General features: G+C 76.5%; 25 protein-coding genes. 11 read left to right on the forward strand and 14 right to left on the reverse strand.

Annotated elements, in window-relative coordinates:
- Positions 1-1,596: a DAK2 domain-containing protein gene (locus ACI8AB_RS12880; protein WP_456902615.1), complete on the reverse strand. Its 1,596-nt coding sequence runs from the start codon at positions 1,594-1,596 to the stop codon at positions 1-3.
- A gap of 182 nt (positions 1,597-1,778) precedes the next feature.
- Between ACI8AB_RS12880 and rpmB the strand changes: the two genes are divergently transcribed.
- Entirely contained in the window at positions 1,779-1,961 is a 183-nt protein-coding gene (gene rpmB / locus ACI8AB_RS12885) for a 50S ribosomal protein L28 (protein WP_436277817.1), read from the forward strand.
- 84 nt (positions 1,962-2,045) lie between these two features.
- On the opposite strand, the gene ACI8AB_RS12890 is transcribed toward rpmB, so the two are convergent.
- Genes ACI8AB_RS12890 through ACI8AB_RS12900 form a run of 3 tightly spaced genes read right to left on the reverse strand, consistent with a single transcriptional unit; the run spans position 2,046 to position 4,211 of the window.
- Entirely contained in the window at positions 2,046-2,675 is a 630-nt protein-coding gene (locus ACI8AB_RS12890; RefSeq protein WP_456950434.1) for a cytidylate kinase-like family protein, read from the reverse strand.
- Entirely contained in the window at positions 2,663-3,193 is a 531-nt protein-coding gene (locus tag ACI8AB_RS12895) for a GNAT family N-acetyltransferase (RefSeq protein WP_456950435.1), read from the reverse strand. Before ACI8AB_RS12895 ends, ACI8AB_RS12890 begins: the two co-directional genes overlap by 13 nt.
- Positions 3,177-4,211, reverse strand: coding sequence for a thiamine-phosphate kinase (locus ACI8AB_RS12900; protein ID WP_456950436.1), 1,035 nt, complete (start codon positions 4,209-4,211; stop codon positions 3,177-3,179). The genes ACI8AB_RS12895 and ACI8AB_RS12900 overlap by 17 nt, the downstream gene beginning before the upstream one ends.
- Positions 4,212-4,303: 92 nt before the next feature.
- Here ACI8AB_RS12900 and ACI8AB_RS12905 point away from each other — a divergent pair, with 92 nt between their 5' ends.
- Together ACI8AB_RS12905 and ACI8AB_RS12910 are read left to right on the forward strand one after the other, a co-directional pair.
- Positions 4,304-4,537 carry an Lrp/AsnC ligand binding domain-containing protein gene (locus ACI8AB_RS12905; RefSeq protein WP_091212468.1) on the forward strand — a complete coding sequence of 78 codons (234 nt, stop codon included), beginning with the start codon at positions 4,304-4,306 and terminating at the stop codon, positions 4,535-4,537.
- A gap of 88 nt (positions 4,538-4,625) precedes the next feature.
- Positions 4,626-5,129 carry a DUF3515 domain-containing protein gene (locus ACI8AB_RS12910; protein ID WP_456950437.1) on the forward strand — a complete coding sequence of 168 codons (504 nt, stop codon included), beginning with the start codon at positions 4,626-4,628 and terminating at the stop codon, positions 5,127-5,129.
- Positions 5,130-5,135: 6 nt separating this feature from the next.
- On the opposite strand, the gene ACI8AB_RS12915 is transcribed toward ACI8AB_RS12910, so the two are convergent.
- Positions 5,136-5,774: a hypothetical protein gene (locus tag ACI8AB_RS12915; RefSeq protein WP_387993254.1), complete on the reverse strand. Its 639-nt coding sequence runs from the start codon at positions 5,772-5,774 to the stop codon at positions 5,136-5,138.
- Complete coding sequence (locus ACI8AB_RS12920; RefSeq protein ID WP_456950438.1) at positions 5,771-6,919, reverse strand: D-alanine--D-alanine ligase family protein; 1,149 nt, start codon at positions 6,917-6,919, stop codon at positions 5,771-5,773. Before ACI8AB_RS12920 ends, ACI8AB_RS12915 begins: the two co-directional genes overlap by 4 nt.
- Before the next feature lie 109 nt (positions 6,920-7,028).
- Between ACI8AB_RS12920 and ACI8AB_RS12925 the strand changes: the two genes are divergently transcribed.
- Positions 7,029-7,814, forward strand: coding sequence for a CDP-alcohol phosphatidyltransferase family protein (locus ACI8AB_RS12925; protein WP_456950439.1), 786 nt, complete (start codon positions 7,029-7,031; stop codon positions 7,812-7,814).
- Between the two features lie 61 nt (positions 7,815-7,875).
- Here the strand turns inward: ACI8AB_RS12925 and ACI8AB_RS12930 are convergent, their stop codons facing one another.
- The 4 genes from ACI8AB_RS12930 to ACI8AB_RS12945 are packed head-to-tail and all read right to left on the reverse strand — an operon-like array spanning position 7,876 to position 12,505.
- Positions 7,876-9,516 carry a TIGR03767 family metallophosphoesterase gene (locus ACI8AB_RS12930; protein WP_456950440.1) on the reverse strand — a complete coding sequence of 547 codons (1,641 nt, stop codon included), beginning with the start codon at positions 9,514-9,516 and terminating at the stop codon, positions 7,876-7,878.
- A 4-nt stretch (positions 9,517-9,520) separates the two neighbouring features.
- Positions 9,521-10,660: a cystathionine gamma-lyase gene (locus tag ACI8AB_RS12935; RefSeq protein ID WP_387993265.1), complete on the reverse strand. Its 1,140-nt coding sequence runs from the start codon at positions 10,658-10,660 to the stop codon at positions 9,521-9,523.
- Positions 10,661-10,685: 25 nt separating this feature from the next.
- The gene (locus ACI8AB_RS12940; protein WP_387993268.1) at positions 10,686-11,708 is read right to left on the reverse strand and encodes an NAD(P)H-dependent glycerol-3-phosphate dehydrogenase; all 1,023 of its coding nucleotides are present in this window, start codon (positions 11,706-11,708) and stop codon (positions 10,686-10,688) included.
- Entirely contained in the window at positions 11,705-12,505 is an 801-nt protein-coding gene (locus tag ACI8AB_RS12945; protein ID WP_456950441.1) for a lysophospholipid acyltransferase family protein, read from the reverse strand. The genes ACI8AB_RS12940 and ACI8AB_RS12945 overlap by 4 nt, the downstream gene beginning before the upstream one ends.
- Before the next feature lie 111 nt (positions 12,506-12,616).
- On the opposite strand from ACI8AB_RS12945, the gene cofC reads away from it, so the two are divergent.
- Genes cofC through ACI8AB_RS12960 form a run of 3 tightly spaced genes read left to right on the forward strand, consistent with a single transcriptional unit; the run spans position 12,617 to position 16,337 of the window.
- Positions 12,617-13,252: a 2-phospho-L-lactate guanylyltransferase gene (cofC, locus tag ACI8AB_RS12950; RefSeq protein ID WP_456950442.1), complete on the forward strand. Its 636-nt coding sequence runs from the start codon at positions 12,617-12,619 to the stop codon at positions 13,250-13,252.
- 54 nt (positions 13,253-13,306) lie between these two features.
- On the forward strand, positions 13,307-15,412 hold the full coding sequence (locus ACI8AB_RS12955) for an RNA degradosome polyphosphate kinase (RefSeq protein ID WP_456950443.1): 2,106 nt from the start codon (positions 13,307-13,309) through the stop codon (positions 15,410-15,412).
- On the forward strand, positions 15,402-16,337 hold the full coding sequence (locus tag ACI8AB_RS12960; protein WP_456950444.1) for an NUDIX hydrolase: 936 nt from the start codon (positions 15,402-15,404) through the stop codon (positions 16,335-16,337). Before ACI8AB_RS12955 ends, ACI8AB_RS12960 begins: the two co-directional genes overlap by 11 nt.
- Positions 16,338-16,423: 86 nt before the next feature.
- On the opposite strand, the gene leuD is transcribed toward ACI8AB_RS12960, so the two are convergent.
- Positions 16,424-17,023, reverse strand: coding sequence for a 3-isopropylmalate dehydratase small subunit (gene leuD, locus ACI8AB_RS12965; protein ID WP_456950445.1), 600 nt, complete (start codon positions 17,021-17,023; stop codon positions 16,424-16,426).
- Between the two features lie 33 nt (positions 17,024-17,056).
- Entirely contained in the window at positions 17,057-18,475 is a 1,419-nt protein-coding gene (gene leuC / locus ACI8AB_RS12970) for a 3-isopropylmalate dehydratase large subunit (RefSeq protein ID WP_456950446.1), read from the reverse strand.
- Positions 18,476-18,579: 104 nt separating this feature from the next.
- Between leuC and ACI8AB_RS12975 the strand changes: the two genes are divergently transcribed.
- The 3 genes from ACI8AB_RS12975 to ACI8AB_RS12985 all read left to right on the forward strand — a co-directional run bounded on the left by ACI8AB_RS12975 (position 18,580) and on the right by ACI8AB_RS12985 (position 20,766).
- Entirely contained in the window at positions 18,580-19,242 is a 663-nt protein-coding gene (locus tag ACI8AB_RS12975; protein ID WP_456902607.1) for an IclR family transcriptional regulator, read from the forward strand.
- Positions 19,243-19,282: 40 nt separating this feature from the next.
- Positions 19,283-20,392, forward strand: coding sequence for a molybdopterin-dependent oxidoreductase (locus tag ACI8AB_RS12980; protein WP_456950447.1), 1,110 nt, complete (start codon positions 19,283-19,285; stop codon positions 20,390-20,392).
- Positions 20,393-20,538: 146 nt separating this feature from the next.
- A complete protein-coding gene (locus ACI8AB_RS12985) occupies positions 20,539-20,766 on the forward strand; it encodes a hypothetical protein (protein WP_456950448.1) in 228 nt (75 codons plus the stop codon).
- A 30-nt stretch (positions 20,767-20,796) separates the two neighbouring features.
- On the opposite strand, the gene ACI8AB_RS12990 is transcribed toward ACI8AB_RS12985, so the two are convergent.
- Positions 20,797-21,573: a helix-turn-helix domain-containing protein gene (locus ACI8AB_RS12990; protein WP_456950449.1), complete on the reverse strand. Its 777-nt coding sequence runs from the start codon at positions 21,571-21,573 to the stop codon at positions 20,797-20,799.
- A gap of 177 nt (positions 21,574-21,750) precedes the next feature.
- On the opposite strand from ACI8AB_RS12990, the gene ACI8AB_RS12995 reads away from it, so the two are divergent.
- Positions 21,751-22,002, forward strand: a complete 252-nt coding sequence (locus ACI8AB_RS12995; protein WP_456950450.1) for a hypothetical protein — start codon at positions 21,751-21,753, stop codon at positions 22,000-22,002.
- Positions 22,003-22,046: 44 nt separating this feature from the next.
- Here the strand turns inward: ACI8AB_RS12995 and ACI8AB_RS13000 are convergent, their stop codons facing one another.
- Complete coding sequence (locus ACI8AB_RS13000) at positions 22,047-22,352, reverse strand: hypothetical protein (RefSeq protein ID WP_456950451.1); 306 nt, start codon at positions 22,350-22,352, stop codon at positions 22,047-22,049.
- Positions 22,353-22,367: the final 15 nt, after the last annotated feature.

Below are 22,367 nucleotides of genomic sequence, written 5' to 3' on the forward strand. Positions count from 1 at the left end.
CTACTCCACCCCCACCTGCAGGGGCAGCACCGCGCCGGCGTCGTAGCGGACGACCTCGACGGTCGGGTGGACGGCGGCCAGGTGCGCGCAGACGGCGTCACCGAGCGCGGCGTCCGGCCCGACGACGAGGGTGGCCATCTCGCCGCCGGCCGACAGCAGCCGGTCGAGCAGGTCGCAGGCCACCGCGGCGAGGTCGCGCCCGACCACCACGACGTCGCCCTCCGCCGAGCCCAGCGCGTCGCCGGGCCGGCAGAACCCCGCGCTGGTGAGCGCCTCCTGCTCGGCGACGGTGACCTCGGCCCAGCGGGTGGCCGCGGCGGCCTCGGCCATGGCGATGACGTCGTCGCCGAAGCGGCGGGCGGGATCGGCCACGGCGATGGCCGCCAGGCCCTGCACCGGCGAGCGGGTGGGGACGACGGCGACGTCGCGGCCGGCCTGGCGGGCCCGTTCGGCCGCGCGGGCGGCGACCGGGGTCAGCGCGGGGTCGTTGGGCAGGACGACGACGTCGCCGGCGGCGGAGACGAGCAGCTCGTCGAGCAGCTCGTCCTCGTCGACGCCGTCGGGCCCGCAGGCGACCACGCGGACGCCCTCCCCGGAGAACAGCTGCGCCAGGCCCTCCCCCGGCACGACCGCGACGACGGCCCGGCGGCCGGGCACCGGGGCGGCGGGGCGGACGGGCGCCAGCGGGGTGACGGTGATCCGGTGCGGCCGGCCGGCCTCGATGCCGGCCTCGATGGCGCCGCCGACGTCGCTGGTGTGCACGTGCACGTTCCACTGCCGGCCGGTGGGGGTGTCGACGCCGACGACGACGAGGCTGTCGCCGAGGGCGGCCAGCCGGGTCTGCAGGACGGTGACGGCGGCCTCGTCGGTGTCGGCGAGCAGGTACTGCACCTCGCTGCCGGGGCCCGGCGGCGGCTGGTGCGGCACATCGGCGGGGTCGGCGGGGTGCGCCGGGCGGGGCACCAGCGGCGGTCGGGCGGGCTCGACGCCGGTGACGGTGGCGACCAGGGCGTCGAGGACGAGGCACAGGCCGGCGCCGCCGGCGTCGACCACGCCGGCGTCGCGCAGCGCGTCGAGCTGGCCGGGGGTGGCCTCCAGGGCCGTGCGGGCGCCGTCGGCCGCGGCGGTGACGACGTCGGCCAGGGCGGTGCGGCCCTCGGCGACGCAGGCCACGGCGCACTCGGCTCCGGCGCGGGCCACGGTGAGGAAGGTGCCCTCCTCCGGGTCGGCGACCGCGGAGTAGGCGGTGTCGGCGGCCTTCTGCAGCGCCGCGGCCAGCGCGGGCCCGTCGGCGGGCTCCTGGCCGGCGAGCTGGTCGGACAGGCCGCGCACCAGCTGGGCGAGGATCGTGCCGCTGTTGCCGCGGGCGCCGAGGACCGCGCCGCGGGTGAGCGCGGTCCAGGCCGGCTCGCGCCCCCCGGCGGCGTCGAGCTCGGCGACCGCCGCCTGCGCGGTGAGGAGCAGGTTGGTGCCGGTGTCGCCGTCGGGCACCGGGAAGACGTTGAGGTCGTCGAGGCTGCGCCGTCCCGCGGACAGCGCGGCGACCGCGGCCCGGCACCAGCGACCGACCGCGGCGTCGTCCAGCGCCTGCAGCACGGCCGGAGGGTACCCGCGGGAACGGACGGACCCGGTCCCGTGGCGGAGCCGCTCCCCGTCCTCCTCCGACCTCGGCGACGGTTCCGCGGAGGAGCGGTTATGCTGGACGACGGTCTCGCGGTCGCCTCCTGTGCGCCGCCGTCTGAAAATCGATTCTCTGGGAGTGATCCACCGTGGCTGCCGTGTGCGATGTCTGTGGCAAGGGGCCCGGTTTCGGTATGTCGGTGTCGCACTCGCACCGCCGCACGCCGCGCCGTTGGAACCCGAACATCCAGTCGGTGCGGGCGCTCGTCGCCCCCGGCAACCGCAAGCGGATCAACGCCTGCACCTCGTGCATCCGCGCGGGCAAGGTCGTCCGCGCCTGATCGCCGGGCCTCCTGACCGGAGGCCGCCGCTCGCGAAGGACCCCGGAGGTCGCCGACCTCCGGGGTCCTTCGCGTGCGCGAGGGTCAGCGGGCGCCGATCCCGCGGGCGCGCGCCGCGGTGACCACCAGGTCCACCACCGTCCCCAGCGGCAGGGCCGTCCCGTCGACGACGAGGTGGTAGTGCCGGGCCGCCGCGGGGTCGCACCGGTAGAAGTGCCGGACGTAGGCCTCGCGGGTGGTGTCGTTGGCCTCGAGCTCCCGCCGGAGCTCCTCCTCGGGGCGGCCGTAGCGCGCCACCGCCGCCCGGAGGCGGGCCTCCGGCGGGCCGTCGAGCCGCACGTGCAGGGCGTCGGGCCGGTCGCGCAGCACCAGCGCCCCGCCGCGGCCGAGCACCACCCCGCCGGCGCCGTCGGCGACCTCGCGCAGCACCCGCTCGGTGTGCTCGCGGTAGGCCCGCTCGTCGGGCTGCGTGCTCGACGGCATGACGCCCCCGACCGGGTCGGGCATGGCCCCCAGCGAGGCCACCAGCCGCCACAGGCCGCGCACGACGCGCTCGTCGTTGGCCTCGGCGTCGTCCTGGGAGACGCCGAGCCGGCCGGCCACCCGCGCCGGGATCGCCCGGTCGTGGAAGGCCAGGCCGAGCCGCTCGGCGACGGCGGGGCCGACCTCGGGCCCGCCCGCGCCGTAGGACGCGGAGATCGTCACGACGCCCACGGCCGCTCCTCCTCGTCGATCCGCCGGCCGAGGAACACCGCCCCGGCCTCGCCGGCGTAGATGCCGTACCCCGGGACGGGCGTGTACCCCATCGCCGAGTACAGCGCGAGCGCCTCGGGCTGCCGGTCGCCGGAGTTGAGCACGACCGAGCGGTGGCCCGACTCGCGAGCGGAGCCCTCGAGCGCGGTCACGAGCACCTGGGCCAGGCCGCGCCGGCGGAAGCGCGGCACGACGTACACGCGCTTGACCTCGGCGACGGTGGGGTCGTCGCCTCCGGTGTGCCGGCGCCAGGCGCCGCAGCCGGCCGGCTCGCCGTCGACCTCGGCGACGAGGAACAGCCCGGCCGGCGGGACGAACTCGGCAGGGTCGACGACGGCGTCGTCCGGGCCGCCGTAGCGCTCCACGTACTCCTGCTGCACCCGGCCGACGAGCTCGCGGGCCAGCGGGTCGTCGTAGGGCACCGCGCGCAGCCGCGCGACCGACCCGTCGCGCAGCCGCACCTCAGCCGAAGTGGACATGCCCGGTCCCCTCCGCACCGACCGCTCCCGCGACCGCGGCCGCGGGCTCCCCGCTGACGGACACGCCCGGTTCCCCCTCCTCGACCCGCCCGATCGGCACCCACCCCTCCGGCAGCGCCGCGGACGGCGGGAAGGTCGCCAGCAGGGCGTGGTCCTCCCCGCCGGTGAGCACCCAGGCCAGCGGATCGGCGCCGAGGGCCGCCGCCACCTGCTGCAGCGGACCGGGCGGCTCCAGGGTCGCACGCACCAGCGCGGCCCGGTCGACGTCCAGGACGACGCCGCTGTCGGCGGCCAGGTGCCCGGCGTCGGCGAGCAGGCCGTCGCTGACGTCGCACATGGCGGTCGCCCCGGCGTCGGCCGCGGCCGGCCCGGCGAGGTAGGGCGGGGTGGGACGGCGGTGCGCGGTCACGGCGGCCAGCGGGCTGCTGAAGCCGCGGCGCAGCACGGCCAGCCCGCACGCCGACCAGCCCAGCCGCCCGGCGACGGCGAGCACGTCCCCGGGCCGCGCCCCCGAGCGCAGCACCGGCGCCCGGCCGCCGAGGTCGCCCAGCGCGGTGACCGACAGGACGACGGCGGCGCTGTCAGGGGCCGAGGCCACGGTGTCCCCGCCGACGACGGCGGCGCCCAGCGGCGCGCACTCGGCGGCCATCCCGGCGGCCACGCCCTCCAGCCACGAGGTGGCCGTGTCCGCGGGGCAGGCCAGCCCGACCAGCAGCGCGGTGGCCACCCCGCCCATCGCAGCGACGTCGGCGAGGTTCGCGGCGGCGGCCTTGTGCCCGACGTCCTCGGCCGAGGACCAGTCCCGGCGGAAGTGGCGGCCCTCGACGAGCACGTCGGTGGTGGCGACCACCCGGCCGTCGGGCACCCGCAGCACCGCGGCGTCGTCCCCGGGGCCGACCTGCGCGACCCGCGCTGCGCCGGCGCGGGCGACCACCCGGGCGATGACGCCGAACTCCCCCACGACCCGCACGCTGTCGGCGGGGTCCTCGCGCGGCACCAGCGGACGGGGCCGTGTCACAGGCCACCCCGGGTCGCTGGGGTACGTTGCGCTCCGGTCCGTCTGCCGGTGGCAGGCAGCCACCCGCAGAGCCGTCCGAGGAAGGTCGTCCCGTGGTCCACGCCTACATCCTGATCCAGACCGAGGTCGGCAAGGCCGCCCAGGTGGCGTCCACGATCAGCGAGATCGCCGGCGTGACCAAGGCCGAGGACGTCACCGGCCCCTACGACGTCATCGTCCGCGCCGAGGCCGAGACCGTCGACGAGCTGGGTCGCCTGGTGGTCGCCCGCGTCCAGTCGGTCGACGGCATCACGCGCACGCTGACCTGCCCCGTCGTCAACATCTGAGCCGCTGAGCGAGGACACCCCCGCCCCGGACCCGGCGCCCGCGCGCGACCCGCTGCGCCGGCTGGCGCTGATCGCGACCGCCGTCGTCGTGCCGGTGCTCGTGGCGCTGCTGGTCCTGGTCCGGGTGGTCGGCGGCGACGACGAGGGCGACGAGGGCGACGAGCCGGTCGCCGACGTCAGCGGCGCCCCGACGCAGCAGCGCGCCGAGGACCTCCCGGTGCTGCCGGTCGAGGTCCCGCCGCCGACGCCGGAGGCCGACGCGCACTGCCCCGCGCTGATGTCCGGCCTCCCCCTCGACCTGACCGGGGAGCCGCAGCGGCTGGTCGACTCCGACACCCCCTACGCCGCCGCCTGGGGCGACCCGCCGATCGTGCTGGTGTGCGGCGTGCCGCAGCCCGCGGGCCTGGTCCCCGGCGAGGGGCTGCTGCAGATCGACCAGGTCACCTGGTTCGTCGAGCAGACCGAGGAGGCCACGACCTGGACCGCGGTCGACCGCGCCGCCTACGTGCAGGTGACCCTGCCGCCCGACGTCGACAGCGCCCCGGTCACCGTGCTCAGCGGCGTCATCGCCGACACGCTGCCGCTGCGCTGAGGCCGCTCAGGCGGCCGGGAGCCGCTCCAGCTGGGCCCGGACGGCGTCGTGCACCTCGTCGCCCGCGGCCTGCTCCGTGGCCGCCACGGCGGTCACCCCGACGCTGAACACCCCGTGCGCGCACCAGGCGAACGCCGCCGGGCCCGACAGCCCGGTCGCGGGGTCGACCTCGGCCACGGTGAGCAGGCTGCAGCCCTCGGGCAGCGACGACGGGTCGTGCTGCAGCACGCCCTCGTAGAGCTCGGCGTCGTTGCCGGCGAGGTCGCGCGCGTAGGCGGCGGCGCCGGCGGGGTCGGCGAACTGGTCGAGGAAGACGCTGGTGAGCGGGCCGGTCGTGGCGCCCCAGAAGCGCTCCCAGCCGTGCCGGTAGCCGTACTCGCGCAGCACCGCGCGCTCGCGGGCGGGGTCGTCGGAGTAGGTGGCCACGTCGTCGACGGTCTTGGCGCCGGCGGGGGGCTGCAGGTCGGCGTCGGCGATCCGCGGGAGGCCGGAGGGCACCTCGTCGAGCAGCAGCTCCCCGAGCTCCTCGACGCTCTCCGGCGTGGCCGGGGCGGGCGCGGGGGTGGCGCTGGTCGGCGTGCAGCCGATGGCCGGCACGAGCGACACCAGCCCGGCGAGGACGGCCGCGAGCCGGCCCGGGGTCACCGGGGTGTCCGCTGGTCCCCCGGCCGGCCCGCACGGGTCAGTGCGGAGGCGACCAGCCGGTCCACCAGCTCGGGGTAGGACACCCCGCTGGCCGCCCACATCCGCGGGAACATCGAGATGGGCGTGAAGCCCGGCATGGTGTTGACCTCGTTGACCACCAGCCGCTCGCGGCCGTCGGGGCCGGTGCCGAGGAAGAAGTCCACCCGCGCCAGGCCCTCGCAGTCCAGGGCGAGGTAGGCGCGGCGGGAGGCCTCCTGCACCTTCCGCGTCTGCTCGGGCGTGAGGTCGGCCGGGACGTCGAACTCGACGGCGTCCTCGAGGTACTTGGCGTCGAAGTCGTACCAGTCGGTGCCCGGCTTGAGCCGGATCTCGGCCGGCAGGCTGGCCTCCGGCGGCCCGCCGGCGCGGCCGGCGAGCACGCCGCACTCGATCTCCCGGCCGGGCACGGCGGCCTCGACGACGACCTTGGGGTCGACGGCGGCCGCGGTGGCCACCGCCTCGGGGAACCGCGCCCAGTCGGTGACCCGGGTGATGCCGATGCTGGACCCGGCCCGCGAGGGCTTGACGAACACCGGCAGGCCCAGCCGCTCGCGGTCGGCGGCGGTGAGCAGGCCGGGGTCGGCCGACAGGGCGCCCTCGGCGTCGCGGAGCACCACGTGGTCGCCCTGCGGCAGCCCGGCGGCGGCCAGGAGCTTCTTGGTGAACTCCTTGTCCATCGACGCGGCGCTGGCGAACACGCCCGACCCCACGTAGGGCAGCCCGCTCATCTCCAGCAGCCCCTGGACGGTGCCGTCCTCGCCGTAGGCGCCGTGCAGCACCGGGAAGACGACGTCGACCTCGGTGAGCGCCGGGCCGATCGCGGCGGCCGGCTCCAGCACGGCCAGCCCGCGCCCGGCGGGGTCGCCGACCAGCGACACCGCCGTCCCGCCGGTGACCTCGGGCAGCCGGCCGCCGTCGATGGCCAGCTGCTGGCCCTCGTCGGGGAGCACCCAGCGGCCGTCGCGGGCGATGCCGACGGGGACCACCTCGTAGCGCTCCCGGTCCAGCGCCGCCATCACGCTGCCGGCGCTGACGCAGGAGATGGCGTGCTCGGCGCTGCGCCCCCCGAACACGACCGCGACGCGCACCTTGCCCGTTCCGCTCATCGCGGCCGACCCTAGTCGACGGTCCCCGCGCGTCCTCCGGCTCCCGCGGGGCCGGCGTCCGCGTCGTGTGGGAACCTCGTCGGCGATGCGGGAGAACGCGGCCCCTCCGGTGGACCCCCGACCTCCGGCGACGACGGCGCACCAGGGGGACGCCGCTGCGCGCAGGCACCCGCTCCCGCTGCGGCTGGCCGGCGCGGCGGTGCACGCCTACACGGCGCTGGGCTCGGTGCTGGCGCTGCTGTTCGTGCTGGCCGCGATCGAGGGCGAGGTCGAGGCCGCGCTGTGGATCGGGCTGGCCGCGCTGGTGGTCGACGGCACCGACGGGATGCTGGCCCGCCGCGCGCGGGTCAAGGAGACGATCCCCTGGTTCGACGGCGCGCTGCTGGACAACATCGTCGACTACCTGACCTACGTCTTCGCCCCCGTCGTCCTGCTGTGGACCACCGGCGCGCTGCCGCACGGCCCGGCCGGCTGGGTGCTGGCCGCGCTGCCGCTGCTGGCGTCGAGCTACCAGTTCTGCCGGGTCGACGCGAAGACCGACGACCACACGTTCCTGGGCTTCCCCAGCTACTGGAACGTCGTCGCGTTCTACGCGGTCGTGCTGGACCTGTCGCAGGTGGCCGTGGCCGTGGTGCTCGTCGTCTGCTCGGTGCTGGTGTTCGTGCCGGTGCGCTACCTCTACCCGTCGCGGACCGAGGCGTTCTGGCAGGTGAGCATGGCGCTGACCGCCGTCTGGTTCGTGTCCTACGCCGTGCTGGTGGCGCAGCTGCCCGACCCGAACCCGTTCGTCGTCGCGCTGTCGTTCGTCTACGTCGTCTACTACCTGGCCTTCAGCGGCTGGCTCACCGCCCGCGCCGCCCACCGCCGCCGCCGGGACGCCCGCACCGCCCGGTGACGTGCGGGAACGGCCCTCCTGCACGGGCCCGCGCCGAGCGGAGCGGGGCCTGGGGGTCCTCCTAGAAGGGGGCTCGGAGGACCAGCTCGACGTTGCGGTCGGCGGGCGTGCCGGCCAGCGGCGAGCCCAGGCCCGCGTACGGCACGTTGGCGGCCAGCTCGCGGTGCAGCGCCGCCAGCGCGGCGGGGTCCCCGGCGGCCGGGTCGTCGGCGGCCGGCGGCCGGGCGGGGCTGTCGTGGTCGACCATCGTGCAGACCAGCGAGAGGGTGCCGTCGCCGTTGTCGAGCAGCTCGACCAGCCGGGCCTGCCCGGGCCAGTCGACGACGGCGCACGTGGTCACCTCCCACAGCCCGCGCCCGGGCTCGTGCGGGTGCGCCCACGGCCGCACCTCGCTGACGTGCGTGTGCCCGTTGAGCCACAGCACGACGTTCGGGTACCGGTGCAGCAGCGCGAGCAGCTCGGGCGCGCCCAGCGCGGTGTCGCCCGTGGCCGGCTGCCCGCCGAGGGCGTCGGAGCGGGTGAGCGTGCCCGACCCGTGGTGCGAGAGCAGGACCACCAGCCGGTCGGCGTTGCCGGTGGCCACCCGCCCGCCGTCGGGACCGGGCGCCGACGACGACACCTCGCGCAGCCGCTCCTCCAGCCACCGCGCCTGCGCCGCGTCGACCGAGCCCGCGGCGCCGCCGGTGACCCGGGTGGTGTCCAGGCAGACGACGCGCACGCCGGGCACCCCGTCCCAGGCGTAGTAGGCGGTGCCGTCGCCCAGGTTCTCCTCGGTGAACCCGTGGCCGGTCGGCGCCCCGCCGTCGGAGAGGTGCGCGGCGACGAAGGACCGGCGGTCGATGAAGCGGCGGTCGGCCACCGGCGTCACCGGGCGGGAGGTGGCGGTGGTGAAGACCTCGGAGCGGTGCGTGAACAGGTGCAGCGCGTCGTCCAGCGGCAGGGCGGGGTCGACGTCGACCGGCTTGCGCCCGGCGCCGAGGACGGCGGCCAGCGCGGGCGTGGGGACGCCGACGCCCTGGATGAGCGCCTCGTGGTTGCCGTGGCAGCCCAGCCACGGCAGCCGCAGCCCCTCGGCGGCGAAGGCGGCGAACGCCGCCTCCAGCAGCCCGGGGCGGGCGGGGAAGCCGAACCGCTCGTGGTGGACGCCGCCGTCGTCGTCGGGCCGCCAGAACAGGTCGTGCGGCCACCCGGAGGCCTGCACGCCGTCGTAGGCGGTCAGCCCGGCGCCGGGTGAGACCACTCCCCCGCGGAGGACGGCCAGGAACAGCTCCAGCTCGTTCCACTGCGCGTTGTCGATGGCGTCGCCGGTGGTGACCACCACCTGCAGCGGCTGCCCGGTCCGCGGCGCGCCGGCCAGGCCGTTGAGGGTGCGCACCAGCGCGTCGACGGCGTGCGCGGTCAGCGCCTCCTGCGGCCGGTGCATGGGCACGAGGGCGCGCATCCGCGGGTCGGCCTCGAAGCGGTGGAAGAACTCAAAGCGGGCCGGCGAGCAGACGTCGGCCAGCTGCAGGTCGGTGACGTGGGCGAGGCAGGCGACCGCCCGCACGCCCCGGCGCGGCGGCTCCCACGACGGCCCCACCAGCTCGCGGCGCACCCGGTGCGGCTCCCCGGCCGCCCACGCGAGCGCCCGGTAGTCGCCGTCCCGGCCGGCGTGCAGCACGGGGCCGGCGGCGAGGACGCGGTCGAGGGTGGTGCGGCTCATCCCGTCAGACGGCGTCGAGCGCGGTGGTGAGGTCGGCGACGACGTCATCGGTGTCCTCGATGCCGCAGGAGAAGCGCAGGAAGCCCGCCGGGACCGCGTCCCCGCCCCACTGCGCCCGCCGGTCGACGGTGCTGTGCACGCCCCCGAAGCTGGTCGCCGCCGTCCACAGCCGGCTCGCGGCGAGGAAGCGCGACACCGCGGCCTCGTCGGCGAGCTCGGCCGAGACGACGCCGACCGGCCGCAGCATCTGCCGGGTGGCGAGCTCGTGCGAGGGGTCCGAGGCCAGCCAGGGCCACCGGACGCCGGTCACCGCCGGGTGGCCGGCGAGGACCTCGGCCACCGCCGCGGCGGTCTCCGCCTGGCGGGCCAGCCGCAGGTCCAGCGTGCTCATCGACCGGTGCCCGAGCCACGCGTCGAACGCGCCGGGCGTGCTGCCGGTGTGGTCGCGCCAGCCCTTGAGCCGGTCGAACACCTCGCCGGAGGTGGTGCTCACGTGGCCGAGCAGCAGGTCGCTGTGCCCGGTGAGCGCCTTGGTGTCGGCGCCCACGGTGAGGTCGGCGCCGAGCGCCAGCGGCCGCTGGCCGAGCGGGGTGGCGGTGGTGTTGTCGACGGCGAGCAGCGCGCCGGCCGCCCGCGTCGCGCGGGCCACCGCGGCGACGTCGCAGACGTCGAGGTGCGGGTTGCTCGGCGTCTCGAGGAGGACCATCCGGGCGCCGTCGAGATCCCCGCGGGCGGCGACGTCGCCGATCCCGGTGGTGGGCACGTACTCCACCCGGACGCCGAGCCGCTCGAGCTCGTCGCGGGCGAGCAGCCGGGTCGCGTAGTAGCCGTCGGCGGGCAGCACGAGGCGGTCGCCGGCCGACACCAGCGCGGTCACCGCGGCGGTGACCGCGGCCATGCCGGTGGAGAACGCGAGGCACCGGCCGCCGTCGAGCTCGCCGACGGCGTCCTCGAAGGCGCGGAACGTGGGGTGCTCGGTGCGGGCGTAGGCGTCGGCGCCGTCGGCGCGCGGTGGGCGGTCGCCGAGGTGGAAGGGGGCGGCGAACACGGGCGAGGGGCGCAGCGGGGTGCCCGGCACCGGCGGGGCGTCGCCCGCCCGGACCGAGCGGGTGCCGTCGCCCCACCCGGCAGGGAGCGTCGTCACTCCGGCTCGGCCCGGGGGTGCGTCGTCACTCCGGCTTCGCTTCCCGACTCATGATCTCCTTCACCATCTGCGCGGCCGGCACGCCCTCGTGGCAGACCCGCACGACCGCCTCGGTCACCGGCACGTCCACGCCGTGCGCGCGGGCCAGGTCCAGCACGGGGCGGCAGCTCTTGACCCCCTCGGCGGTCTGCCGGGTGGTGGCCTGCACCTCCTCCAGCGACAGGCCCCGCCCCAGCTTCTCCCCGAACGTGCGGTTGCGCGACAGCGGCGAGCTGCAGGTGGCCACGAGGTCACCCAGCCCCGCCAGCCCGGCGAAGGTCGAGGGCTCCGCGCCCAGGGCCACGCCCAGGCGGGTGGTCTCGGCCAGGCCGCGGGTGATCAGGGAGGCCCGGGTGTTGTCGCCGAAGCCCATCCCCTCGGCGATGCCGCACGCCAGCGCGATGACGTTCTTCACCGCGCCCCCGAGCTCGCAGCCGACGAGGTCGGAGTTGGTGTACGGCCGGAAGTAGACGGTGTGGCAGGCGGCCTGCAGCGCCGCGGCGCGGTCGGCGTCGGTGCAGGCGATGACGGTGGCGGCCGGCTGCTCCTCGGCGATCTCCCGCGCCAGGTTCGGCCCCGACAGCGCCGCCACCCGGTCCGGGCCGGCGCCGGTGACCTCGCAGATGACCTCGCTCATCCGCTTGGTCGTGCCGAGCTCGACGCCCTTCATCAGCGACAGCAGCGTCGCGTCCGCAGGGAGCAGCGGCGTCCACTCGAGCAGGTTGGCGCGCAGCGACTGCGAGGGGACGGCGAGCACCACGACGTCGGCGCCGTCGAGGGCCTCGGCGGCGTCGGGGGTCGCCGTCAGCGCGCGGGGCAGCGGCACGCCGGGCAGGTACTCGGCGTTCTCCCCCGTCTCGGCGATCGCCCGGGCCAGCTCCGGCCGGCGGGCGTGCAGGGACACCGTGCAGCCGGCGTCGGCGAGCACCTTGGCGAAGGTGGTGCCCCAGGAGCCGGCGCCCAGGACGGCGGCGCGGGTGCCCCGCCCGAGGCGGTCCAGCTCGCTCACGCAGCGCTCCCCGGGAGGTCGCCGGGCAGCGACCGCCCCGGCCGGGGGGCGAACGAGGCGGGGGCCGGCTCACCCCGGAGACCGGACAGGAGGTCGCGCACCCGGCCCATGATGAGGTCGGTGGTCTCCCGGAGCAGGTCCGGGGTCAGCGGGCGGCCGGCGCGGACCTCCGCCCGCAGCGCGGACAGGTCGACCGGCTCCCCGACGGCGTAGTCGGCAGGCGCCCGGAAGCGCAGGTGCAGCTCCTTCGTGTGGTAGTCGTGCACCCGGTGCGGGCCCCACTGGGCCACCGGCAGCACCACCGCGTCGGTGGTCAGCGCCAGGCGCGCGACGCCGGTGCGCGCCTGCATCGGCCACCAGTCGGGGTCGCGGGTCACCGAGCCCTCGGGGTAGATCACGACGACGTTGCCCGCCTCCAGGTCGGCCGCCGCGGCGGCCAGGGAGCCGCGGGCGTCGGCGGAGCCGCGCGCCACGGGGATCTGTCCGGCGTGCCGGAGGATCTTCCCGACCACGCCCTTGAACACCGCCTGCTTGGCCAGGAAGTGCGGTACGCGCCCGTTGTCGTAGACCAGCCGCGCGCAGGCCAGCGGGTCGAGCACCGACACGTGGTTGGCCACCAGCAGCACCGGGCCGGTGCGCGGCAGCCGGTCGCCGTCCCGGTAGCGCAGCCGGAACAGCAGCGAGGTGAGCGGGTAGATCAGCAGGACCGCCAGCTTCAGCGACCACGGCAGCCGGCCGCGCTCGTGCAGCGCGCGCCGCTGTACCGCAGTGGTCCGGGAGGACTGCTCCTCGGTCACCGGCACCCCTCCGCTCGGTCGTGACGACCGGCACATGATCGACCCTCCGGCCGGTCCGGGTGCGCACCGGGGTCCTCCGGCGTCCGCGGCGGGCCGTGGTGGTGTGCTCACATGGTGCCCGTGCGGTGGTCCCTGGTCGTCCCGGCGAAGCGGCTGTCCGCGGCCAAGACCCGCCTGGTGCCGCTGACCGGCGGCGGTCCCGGGCTGCACGCGGACCTCGTGCTGGCGCTGCTGGCCGACACGGTCGCCGCGGCCCGCGCCTGCCCCGCGGTGGCCGACGTCGTCGTCGTGACCGACGAGGACCGCGCGGCCGCCACCGTCCGGGCGCTGGGCGCGCGCACGGTGCCCGACGAGCCCGACCGCGGGCTCAACCCGGCGCTCGCCCACGGGGCCCGGGCCGGCGGCGGGCACGCCGTCGCCGCCCTGTCGTCGGACCTGCCGGCGCTGCGGCCGGCGGAGCTGGCCGCCGCCCTGGCCGCGGCCGAGGCGGCGCCGCGCTGCTTCGTCGCCGACGCGGCGGGCACCGGCACCACCCTGCTCACGGCGGCCGGAGTGCCCCTGGACCCGCGGTTCGGCCGGGACTCCGCCGCCGCGCACGCCGCCGCCGGTGCGGTGCCGCTGGACGGCGACTGGCCGGGCCTGCGCCGCGACGTCGACACGCCCGCCGACCTGGCCGCGGCCGCGGGCCTCGGCGTCGGGACGGTGACGGCGGCGCTGCTGCCGCGGCTCCCGCGCCCGGCCGCCTGACGGGGACCGCGCAGGGGCGGCGGCCGTTCACGTGCGTGGGGCACGATGAGCGCCGTGGCAGCCGAGACGACGTCGCCGATCACCGGTCCCGAGACGCCCGCCCCCGCGGATCAGCCCTCGCTGCCCGCGGACCGCTTCCTCAACCGGGAGCTGTCCTGGCTGGACTTCAACGCGCGGGTGCTCGAGCTGGCCGAGGACGCGTCCATGCCGCTGCTCGAGCGGGTCAAGTTCCTGGCGATCTTCGCGGGCAACCTCGACGAGTTCTACATGGTGCGCATCGCCGGGCTGAAGCGGCGGCTGAGCACCGGGCTGACCGTGCGCTCGCCCGACGGGCTAACCATCCGCGAGCAGCTGGCCCGGGTCACCGAGCGCACCCAGGAGCTGGTGCACCGGCACGCCGAGTGCTTCGAGCGGGACGTCACGCCGCGGCTGGAGGCCGAGGGCATCCGGATCGTGCACTGGGACGACCTCGCCGAAACCGAGACCCGGCGGCTGCGCGAGTACTTCCGCGACCAGGTGTTCCCGGTGCTCACCCCGCTGGCCGTCGACCCGGCGCACCCGTTCCCCTACATCAGCGGCCTGTCGCTCAACCTCGCCGTCGTGGTGCGCGACCCGGAGACCGGCGCGCCGCGGTTCGCCCGGCTCAAGGTGCCCAACAACGTGCCGCGGTTCGTGCCGGTGGGGCCGGTCGACTCCCAGGCGACGTTCCTGCCCCTCGAGGACCTCATCGCCGCGCACCTGTCGCTGCTGTTCCCCGGCCTCGACGTGATCGACCACCACCTGTTCCGGGTCACCCGCAACGCCGACCTCGAGGTGGAGGAGGACCGCGACGAGGACCTGCTGCAGGCCCTCGAGCGGGAGCTCGCCCGCCGCCGGTTCGGCCCCGCGGTCCGGCTCGAGGTCACCGAGACGATGGACCCGCAGATCCTCGACGTCCTCGTCTCCGAGCTCGAGGTCAGCCCGCAGGACGTCGTCACCGTGCCCGGGCTGCTGGACCTGGCCTCGCTGTGGGCGCTGTACGACATCGACCGCCCCGAGCTCAAGGACGAGCCGTTCGTGCCGGCCACCCACCCGCGGCTGTCCGAGGGCGAGACGCCCAAGAGCGTGTTCGCCACGCTGCGGGAGGGCGACGTGCTGGTCCACCACCCGTACCACTCGTTCGCCACGAGCGTGCAGCGCTTCATCGAGCAGGCCGCCGAGGACCCGCACGTGCTGGCGATCAAGCAGACGCTGTACCGCACCTCCGGGGACTCCCCGATCGTCAACGCGCTGATCACCGCCGCGGAGCTCGGCAAGCAGGTGGTCGTCCTCGTCGAGATCAAGGCGCGCTTCGACGAGGAGGCCAACATCACCTGGGCCCGGTCGCTGGAGCGGGCCGGCTGCCACGTCGTCTACGGCCTGGTGGGCCTGAAGACGCACTGCAAGACGGCGCTGGTGGTGCGCCGCGAGAACGGCGTCATCCGCCGCTACGTGCACATCGGCACCGGCAACTACAACCCGAAGACGGCGCGGCAGTACGAGGACCTCGGCATCCTCACCGCCGACCCGCGGGTGGGCGCCGACCTCACCGACCTGTTCAACGTGCTCACCGGCTACTCCCGGCAGACCACCTACCGGCAGCTGATGGTGGCGCCGCACGGGGTCCGCGCCGGGCTGGTGGAGAAGATCCGCCGGGAGGCGCGGCACGCCGCCGAGGGCCGTTCGGCGGGCATCCGGTTCAAGGTGAACTCGCTGGTCGACGAGCGGGTCATCGACGCCCTCTACGAGGCCTCCCGCGCCGGGGTCCCGGTCGAGCTGTTCATCCGCGGCATCTGCGCGCTGCGCCCGGGTGTGCCCGGGCTGAGCGAGACGATACGGGTGCGCTCGATCGTCGGCCGCTTCCTCGAGCACTCGCGGGTCATGGCGTTCGACAACGCGGGCGAGCCGGAGTGGTGGCTCGGCAGCGCCGACCTCATGCACCGCAACCTCGACCGCCGGGTCGAGGTGCTGCTGCGCGTGTGCGACGACACCGCCCAGCGGGAGCTGCAGGCGGTGTTCGACGCCGCCATGGCCCCCGGTGTGCGCTGCTGGGAGCTCGGCTCCGAGGGCCAGTGGACCCGCACCGGGACCCGGGACTACCAGGCCGCCCTCATGCACCGGGTGATCGAGCATGCCGGCTGAGCGGACGGCGGTCGTCGCGGCCGCGGGCGGGGTGGTGTGGCGGCCGGCCGCCGACGGCGGGGTCGAGACCGTCCTCGTGCACCGGCCGCGGTACGACGACTGGTCGCTGCCCAAGGGCAAGCTCGACGCCGGGGAGAACGCCCTCTCCGCCGCGGTACGGGAGGTCGTCGAGGAGACCGGGCTGCAGGTGGCGCTCGGCCGCCGCAGCCTGCGCACCCGCTACGAGGTCGCCGCCGGGCCCAAGCACGTGAACTACTGGCTCATGCGGGCGGTCGGCACCGAGCAGCCGTTCGAGCCCAACGACGAGGTCGACGAGCTGCGCTGGCTGCCGCTGGACGACGCCGCCGCGCTGGTCACCCACGAGCACGACCGGCGGGTGCTGGCCGACCTCGCCCGCGACGACGTCCCGCGGGCGCCGTCGCTGCTGCTGGTGCGCCACGCCAAGGCCGGCAGCCGCAGCGACTGGGACGGCCCCGACGACGAGCGGCCGCTGGAGTCCAAGGGGTGGCGGCAGGCACGGCAGCTGGCCGACGTCCTGCCGGCGTTCAGGCCGGTCGAGCTGCTCAGCGCCGCCCGCGTGCGCTGCCGGCAGACCCTGGAGCCGCTGGCCGAGCGGACCGGCCTGGCCGTGCGCGACCTGCCGGAGCTCGGCGAGGAGGAGTTCACCGCCGACCCGCAGGCCGGCCTGGCCGTCGTCGAGCGGCTGCTAGAGCCGCGGGAGGGCGCCGGGGTCACGGTGGTGTGCAGCCAGGGCGGGGCGATCCCGTCGGTGCTGATGAGCCTCGGCGTCCGCTGGGAGGGCGTCGCCGGGCGGCTGCACCCGCCGGCGGCCAAGGGCAGCGTGTGGGCGCTGGGCGGCCGGCCCGGGGCGCTGCTGGCCGACTACTACCGCGATCTCGGCCCGGACCCCGACGCCCCCGAGTAGGGGGCGCCGGGGCCGACGGAGGACCACCCTCCCCCCACGCCTCGCGAGCTCGGCGCGGGCCCCTGGAGGGTGGCCGTTCCCTCACGTCACCTGGCGGGCAGCGCCTTCGGCAGCCAGGACGGGCGCTGCGCCTCGTAGGCCTCGATGTCGGCCAGGTGCCGCTCGGTGAGGCCGACGTCGTCGAGCCCCTCCAGCAGCCGCCAGCGGATGTAGTCGTCGACCTCGAACGGCACCGTCGTGTCGCCGTAGGTGACCGTCTTCGCCTGCAGGTCGACCGTCACCGGCAGCGCCGGGTCCGCCTCGACCGCCTGCCACAGCGCCTCGACGTCGGCCTGCGGCAGGACGACGGTGAGCAGGCCGGACTTGGTCGAGTTGTTCCGGAAGATGTCGGCGAACCGCGAGCTGATCACGACGCGGAAGCCGCCGTCGAGCAGCGCCCAGCAGGCGTGCTCGCGCGACGAGCCGGTGCCGAAGTCGGGGCCGGCGACCAGGATCGAGGCGTCGGCGTGGTGCGGCTGGTTGAGCACGAAGTCCGGCTCGTTGGTGCGCCAGGCGACGAACAGGCCGTCCTCGAACCCGGTGCGGGTGATCCGCTTGAGGTACTCGGCCGGGATGATCTGGTCGGTGTCGACGGCGCTGCGCCGCAGCGGGGCCGCGGTGCCGGTGTGCGTGGTGAACGGCTGCATCTCAGACTCCTGCTGGGGTGGCGGGGCGGGTGGTCACACCGTCGCGGGGACGTCGGCCAGGTCGGCGGGGGCGGTCAGCCGGCCGGTGAGCGCGGTGGCGGCGGCCACGGACGGCGACACGAGGTGCGTGCGCCCGCCCTTGCCCTGCCGGCCCTGGAAGTTGCGGTTGCTGGTCGACGCCGACCGCTCCCCCGGCTCGAGCTGGTCGGGGTTCATGCCCAGGCACATCGAGCACCCGGCGCCGCGCCACTCGGCGCCGGCCTCGGTGAACACCCGGTCCAGGCCCTCGGCCTCGGCCTGCTGCTTGACCCCGATCGACCCGGGGACGACGAGCATCCGGGTGTTGGCGTCGATCCGCTTCCCGCGCAGCAGCTCGGCGGCGGTGCGCAGGTCCTCGATCCGGCCGTTGGTGCAGGAGCCGAGGAACACCGTGTCCACCTCGATCTCGCGCAGCGGCGTGCCCGGGGTGAGGCCCATGTAGGCCAGCGCCTGCTCGGCGGCGCGGCGCTCGTTGTCGTCGGCGAAGTCGGCCGGGTCGGGCACCCGCCCGGTCAGCGGCAGGCCCTGGCCGGGGTTGGTGCCCCAGGTGACGAACGGCGAGAGCTCCGCGGCGTCGAGGACGACCTCGGTGTCGAAGACCGCGCCCTCGTCGGTGTGCAGCGTCCGCCAGTGCGCGACGGCGGCGTCCCAGTCGGCGCCCTGCGGGGCGTGCGGGCGGCCCTGCAGGTAGGCGAACGTCGTCTCGTCGGGGGCGATCATCCCGGCGCGGGCGCCGGCCTCGATCGACATGTTGCAGATCGTCATCCGGGCCTCCATCGACAGCGCCTCGATGGCGCTGCCGCGGTACTCGATGACGTGGCCCGCGGCGCCGTTGGTGCCGATCCGCGCGATGACGGCGAGGATGACGTCCTTGCTCGACACGCCCTCGGGCAGCTCGCCGTTCACCGTGACGGCCATCTGCCTCGGCCGGTACTGCGGCAGCGTCTGGGTGGCCAGCACGTGCTCGACCTCGCTGGTGCCGATGCCGAACGCGAGCGCGCCGAACGCCCCGTGGGTGGACGTGTGGCTGTCGCCGCAGACGATCGTCATCCCCGGCTGGGTCAGCCCGAGTTGCGGGCCGATGACGTGCACGATGCCCTGGTCGCGGTCGCCCATCGGGGCCAGCCGGATGCCGAACTCCGCGGCGTTCCTCCGCAGCGCCTCGACCTGCGCCCGGCTGACCGGGTCGGCGATCGGCGCGAGCACGTCGAGCGTCGGGACGTTGTGGTCCTCGGTGGCCATGGTGAGCTCGGGGTGCCGCACGCGGCGGCCGGCGGCCCGGAGGCCGTCGAACGCCTGCGGGCTGGTGACCTCGTGCACGAGGTGCAGGTCGATGTAGAGCAGGTCCGGCTCGCCCGCGGCACTGCGCACGACGTGGGCGTCGTAGACCTTCTCCGCCAGGGTCTTCGGCACGGGGTCCCTCCCGATCGGGCCATCCCACGGTGGCGTCTCACTGTGTGGGATGGGAGTATCGCTGTGTGGGACAGCCTAACCCCGTCGCCGTTCTGGACAAAGCAGTGGCCATCCTCCGCGCCGTCGCGCAGGAGCCGGCGTCGCTCGCCGACCTCGTGACGCGCACCGACCTGCCGCGGGCGACCGCCCACCGGCTGGCCGTCGCGCTCGAGGGCCACCGGCTGCTGCGGCGCACGCCGGCGGGCACCTGGGCGCCCGGTCCCGCCCTGGCGGAGCTCAGCCACGGAAGCGCCGACCTCGCCCGGGTCGCCGGCCGGCACCTCGCGGCGCTGCGCGACGCCAGCGGCGAGAGCGCGCAGTTCTACGTGCGCGAGGGCGGGTCGCGGGTGTGCGTCGCCGCCGCCGAGCGGGCGCACGGACTGCGCGACACGGTGCCGGTGGGCGCGCGGCTGCCCATGACGGCGGGGTCGGCGGCGCACGCGCTGCTGGCCTTCGCGCCGCCGGAGGAGGTCACGCCGCTGCTGCCGCAGGCGAGCTTCACCGCCCGCACGCTGCTCGACGTCCGCCGGCGCGGGTGGGCGCACAGCGTGGCCGAGCGCGAGGCCGGCGTCGCCTCGCTGTCGGCACCGGTGCGCGACCCGGCGGGCGCCGTGCTCGGCGCGGTGTCGATCTCCGGCCCGGTCGAGCGGCTGGGCCGCCGGCCGAGCCCCGAGGTGGTCGGCGCGGTCCTGGAGACGGCGGCGGCGATCGCCCGCGCCGCCTCCTAGGAGGGTTCTCCCCGGCGCCCGCGGGGCGGAGACTCCTCGCATGACCGCCACGGAGCCCCGGCAGCGCGGGCGGGCCCGGATCGCCGGGCCGGGCGAGGGCATCGGCCTGGACGAGCTGGCGCTGGCCACCCGCAACCACGGCCTGCCGCTCGAGGCGCTGCGCTACGACGTCACGCCGCCGGGCCTGCACTACGTGCTCACCCACTACGACATCCCCGCCGTCGACCCCGCCACCTGGCGGCTGGAGGTCACCGGCGCGGTCGAGCGGCCGCTGCGGCTGGACCTCGACGACCTGCGCCGGCGGCCGGCGGTCACCGCGCGGGTGCTGCTCGAGTGCGCCGGCAACGGCCGGGCCCGGCTCGAACCGCGCCCGGTCAGCCAGCCGTGGCTGCTCGAAGCCGTCGGCAACGCCGAGTGGACCGGCACGCCGCTGGCGCCGCTGCTCGAGGAGGCCGGCGTCTCCCCCGCCGCGGTCGACGTCGCCTTCACCGGCGCCGACCACGGGGTCGAGCGCGGCGTCGAGCAGGACTACGCCCGCGGCCTGCCGCTGGCCGAGGCGCTGCGGCCCGACGTGCTGCTGGTGTGGGCGGTGAACGGCGCTCCGCTGCCGCCGCAGCACGGGGCGCCGCTGCGGCTGCTGGTGCCCGGCTGGTACGGCATGGCGCACGTCAAGTGGCTGACCCGGGTCGAGGTGCTCGAGCACCCCTTCCGCGGGTTCCAGAACGCGACGGCCTACCGGCTGAAGACCGAGGCGCACGAGGCCGGCGTGCCGGTCACCCGGATCGCCCCGCGGGCGCTAATGGCCCCACCCGGCTTCCCCGACTTCATGACCCGCGAGCGGTTCGTGCGGCCCGGCCCGGTGACGCTCACCGGCCGGGCGTGGTCCGGCCGCGCCCCGCTGACCGGCGTCGAGGTGAGCACCGACGGCGGGGGCACCTGGACCGCCGCCGGCCTCGCGCCGGCCGACCCGGCGCACCCGCACGCGTGGCGGGCGTGGACCTGCGCCTGGGACGCGGAGCCCGGGGGGTACGAGCTGGTCGTGCGCGCCACCGACGCCGAGGGCCCGCAGCCGGTCGAGCAGCCCTGGAACCGCCAGGGCATGGCCAACAACCTCGTGCAGCGGGTGCCGGTCACCGTCCTCGACGACTGAGCCGGTGGGCCGCCGGCGGCCGGGATACGCACCGTCGCGTATTCCGCCGGGGCCGGCGCGCGCGGAGCGTCGGGGTCCCCGGCCAGGCACCGCCGGGCCGGCACATCCCAGGGACGGCCTCGTGCCGCACCCGGAGGGGCCTCCCGATGACCACCGCCACGCACGGCCCGGCCGCCGCCTGGGCCGCCGCCCACCGCTCGCTGCTCGTCCTCCTCGCCGTCGTCGCCACGCTCGCCGTCGCCGCGGCCGTCACCCTGACGGTCCTGCTGGCCACCGACGACGCGGTCCCGGTCGCGCCGTCGCCGGCGCCGGTCGACGAGGCCTGCGTCCTGCCCGGCGCGATGACGGTCGCCCTCGCCAAGCCGTTCTGCTGACGGCCCGCGACCGGGCCGGCGCGGACCGGGTCAGCCGCCCCACCGCACCACCGGCTGACCCGGTCCCGGCCCGTACGGCAGGCACCGCGCGGCCGCCTCGGCGACGGTGTGCGTGCCGCACTTCTCCCGGATGTGCTCGGTGTGCTTGCGCACGGTGCCGACCGCGATGCGCAGCGCCGCGGCGATCTCCTCGGCGTACAGGCCCGCGCCGGCCAGGCCGAGCACCTCCCACTCGCGCGCGGTCAGCCGCGGCACGTCCGCGCGACGGTGCTCGGCGTCCAGCCACAGCTCCAGCAGGTGCGGCCGGGCCAGCTCCAGCAGCCGCCGGTCCCGCTCGCCGAACGGGGTGCGGCCGGAGCGGAGGAACAGCAGCACGGGGGCCTGCCCGAGCGGCGCGCGCAGCGGCACCACGAGCTCGCCGGGCACGTCGGTGGTCACCTCGGGGTGCAGCGGACCGGTGCCGTCGCCCGGGTGGAGGTCGGCGGCGGACAGCACGCGGCGGAGGACGCGCTGGGACTGCGGCCCGACCAGCGGGGAGCGCAGCCGGCCGGAGGGGCCGGTCAGCGCGGCCTCGCCGGCGCGCTCGACGCCGCGCGTCCCGTCGGCCAGCACGCCCTGGACGACGACGGCCCGGAGGTCCCGGTGGTCGACCAGCCGGGCGGTCAGGTCGAGGTCGGCGGGAACCAGGCGCAGCAGCCCCTCGAGCAGCTCCCAGGGCAGCACCGGCCCGGGGTCGCGGGACCGCGTCGCCCGGAGCAGGGCGAGCAGCTCCTCGGCGTCCCCCGCCCGCAGGTGCCCCGTGGCCATGTCGGACCCCCCGTCGGCCGTGCCGGTCACGCTAGGCCGCCCGGCGGCGCCCGCGGGATACGCACTCTGACGTATTCCGCCCGCCACGGCGGAGGCGCAGCGTCGTCCTCCCGGGTGTGCCGAGCCCGGGTCCGGCGCCTCAGGGGCGGCACGGCCGCACCCGGAGAGGGGCTCCCGATGACCGTGCCCGTCCACCACCCGGCCGGCGCGTGGGCAGCCACGCACCGCATGCTCATCGCCGTCGTCGCCGTCGTGACGGCGGCCGTCGTCACCGTCGGCATCGTCCTGCTCGTGCAGCTGAGCGGCGACGAGCCCGTGACCGGGACGACGCCGCCGGCCGTCCCCGCCGTCGAGGACTCCGGCGGTGTCCCGCCCTCCGTGGAGATCTGCGGCCAGATGCAGTCCGTGGCCGCCGCCCTCCTCTGCTGAGCGGCACCCGGGCCCGCCGTCCCGGGGACGGCGGGCCCGGCGGGTCAGTGCCCGGGGACGGTGCGGCCGCTGCCGTCGTCCTCGGGGTCCTGCCGGTCCGGCGGGGCCTCGACGACGATCGGCCGCAGCCGCGACCACAGCGCGAACGCGGCCGCGAACACGAGCATGGCCAGGCCCGCCCACAGGTTGGCGTTGACGTCGCCGGTCTTCTCCCCCTCCGGGTCGGCGAACAGGCCCCAGAGGACCAGCACGAGGCCGTAGAAGCCGATGAGTGCGGCGATGACGTTGCGGACGTCGAACGCGCCCGCCTGGTGCGCCGGAGCGCCGGAGCGCGAGGTGCTGCTGCTCATGACCGGACTCCTGCC

This window comes from Geodermatophilus sp. SYSU D00698 (assembly GCF_054050335.1).